Genomic DNA, 2,090 nt, shown 5'->3' with positions numbered 1-2,090 from the left:
GTGCGCGGTTGTACCCGCAAAACCACAGGCAATCAGGAACCGGCGCGCATGGAAGCGCCTAGTTGCATTACTCATTGTTTCAATCATTGTATTTATTCCAGTCTGACGACGGGAGGTAATTATGTATCCAGCCACTATGAGCTACAGCTATGTCGAAAAGAAAGAAACGGTTAGGCACGGACGTATCCATATTACGTACACCTACCTCGGTGACATGCAATTTGATATGCCGTTCTCGGAGTTCGCCAAACGCTCAGACCCCGACCACAGCGAAATGATCGCTCACATTGTGAATCACAGTGACGAGGAGAGTTTGGTTGAGGCGATTATCAAATCAGGGATGGGCCGCAAAATCGCAATGGAACTGAACAGGCAATTTCAGCAGGAGGCCGCATGAGACATTTTGGATATAACCCCTGCGGTGCTCAGGATGAGCAATATGAGCGCAGAATGGAAGAAGCCGCGTATCAGGAAGCGGTAGAGGAGCAACGGGAAAACGACGCTCACAGGTTATATGAATCACTGCCAGAGGGAACCCAGTCAATTTTCTCACCACGGATGAATGAATTATTCGGCGATATGTTCGATACAGGCGGTGAGGCGGATGAGGAAATTCACGCACTACTCTATAAACTGTGTCAACTCAAGATTCAAGGGAGGGCAGCATGACCCCCGGCATCTATTACGACATATCCAATGAGGACTATCACAAGGACGAGGCGATAGGTTCAACCACCATCAAGGCGATCAGTGTTAGTCCGGCAAATCTGTACTTCAACCCATTTAAAGGAAGCAAATCGACGCAGATAGGAACTGCCATTCACGCAGCCCTGCTTGAGCCTGCTATTTTCGAAAGGGACTTCATTTTAAGGGGTGACATAAAAACCAGAGCATCAAAGGAATACAAGGAGATTTTTCAGTATGCAGATGCTGAAAAAATACTGATTGGCAGTGAAGTTGAAACAGTAACAAGGATGATTGAATCAGCATGGATGAACAATGATTTTATTGACTACATGAGTGGTAGCGGTCACTCAGAAGTTTCTATGTTCGCCACCTGCCCGAGTACAGAACTCAGTTTAAAGTGCCGCTTTGACAGATTGTCAGATAATCACTCTTATCCTTTGGATGTCAAAAGTTGCCGGGATGCAACTGAACGCGGATTCAGTCAGGCATTTGGTAAATATCATTATCACGTTCAGGCGGCATTTTATTTATACGTCCTCAGGCTGGTGACCGGGAGAGAATTAAATCAGTTTTGTTTCTTTGCACTGGAAAATACCCCGCCATACAAAAACTGCATGTATTACATCGGTGAGGACTCGCTGGATCTGGGTTATAAAACCCTGTTTGAGTCCCTCCATAAGCTCAAGGAATGCATGGACGACGAATCCCTACGAACCGAGGGAATGGTGTTGCCATCCAGTGAGATAAACGTACCAGCCTATCTATTCGATGACGAATATGTCGATGAGGTCTATCTATGAATTTATCTAACACCATTATTCCAAAGTCCGATCAACTGAACTTTGAAGATGTCCAGACAGAAAGTATTACAGCCGTCATTAAATCCGTTCGAGCCGGAACGAAAGAGCAGCCCGTTTTTGTTGATTTAGTGGGTTATGACGGTCGGCCATATAAACCCAGCAAATCCATGCGCCGCGTCCTGATTGGTGGATGGGGAGCTGACGGGCATTCATGGGTAGGTAAGTCATTAACCATTGTTGGTGACCCCAGTGTTCGATTCGGCGGCGTTGCTGTTGGCGGAATTAAAGTTCATGCAATGAGCGATATTGAGGGTGATTTCTCAATGATGCTGTCAGTATCAAGAGGGAAACGCGCTGAGCATAGAGTAAAAAAACTTGACGCCCGTCAGCCTAATCAAAGAGATCCTAATGAAATTCTCCGTGATTTCACTGAGTACGCAACCAATGAAAACAACAAGGAGAAGTTACAACAGGAATATGTAAATACATGGAACGCATTGGATGGATACCCAGAATTGCAGCAAAAGTGCAAGGAAGTGACAGGAATCAGAATGAAAGAATTGAAGGAAAGCCCTGTCCTCACTGACTCACGGACATACACCG

4 protein-coding genes are annotated in these 2,090 nt (G+C 45.8%); all 4 read left to right on the top strand.

The genetic code is table 11. From position 1 onward, the window contains the following. The first annotated feature begins 121 nt into the window (after nt 1–121). Entirely contained in the window at nt 122–397 is a 276-nt protein-coding gene (locus PSI23_RS21130) for a hypothetical protein (RefSeq protein ID WP_273556919.1), read from the top strand. Next, nucleotides 394–669 (top strand): hypothetical protein, encoded by a 276-nt coding sequence (locus tag PSI23_RS21125; RefSeq protein ID WP_273556918.1) that lies wholly within the window; start codon nt 394–396, stop codon nt 667–669. The genes PSI23_RS21130 and PSI23_RS21125 overlap by 4 nt, the downstream gene beginning before the upstream one ends. Beyond that, nucleotides 666–1,487, top strand: coding sequence for a PD-(D/E)XK nuclease-like domain-containing protein (locus PSI23_RS21120; protein ID WP_273556917.1), 822 nt, complete (start codon nt 666–668; stop codon nt 1,485–1,487). The genes PSI23_RS21125 and PSI23_RS21120 overlap by 4 nt, the downstream gene beginning before the upstream one ends. Then, nucleotides 1,484–2,090, top strand: a 607-nt coding sequence (locus PSI23_RS21115; RefSeq protein WP_273556916.1) for a hypothetical protein, incomplete at its 3' end; no start/stop codon positions are given. The genes PSI23_RS21120 and PSI23_RS21115, both read left to right, overlap by 4 nt.

This window comes from Xenorhabdus yunnanensis (genome assembly GCF_028598805.1).
Classification (GTDB): Bacteria; Pseudomonadota; Gammaproteobacteria; order Enterobacterales; family Enterobacteriaceae; genus Xenorhabdus; species Xenorhabdus yunnanensis.
Note: the sequence above shows the minus strand (reverse complement) of the source record. Positions and strands in the feature narration are given on the sequence as shown.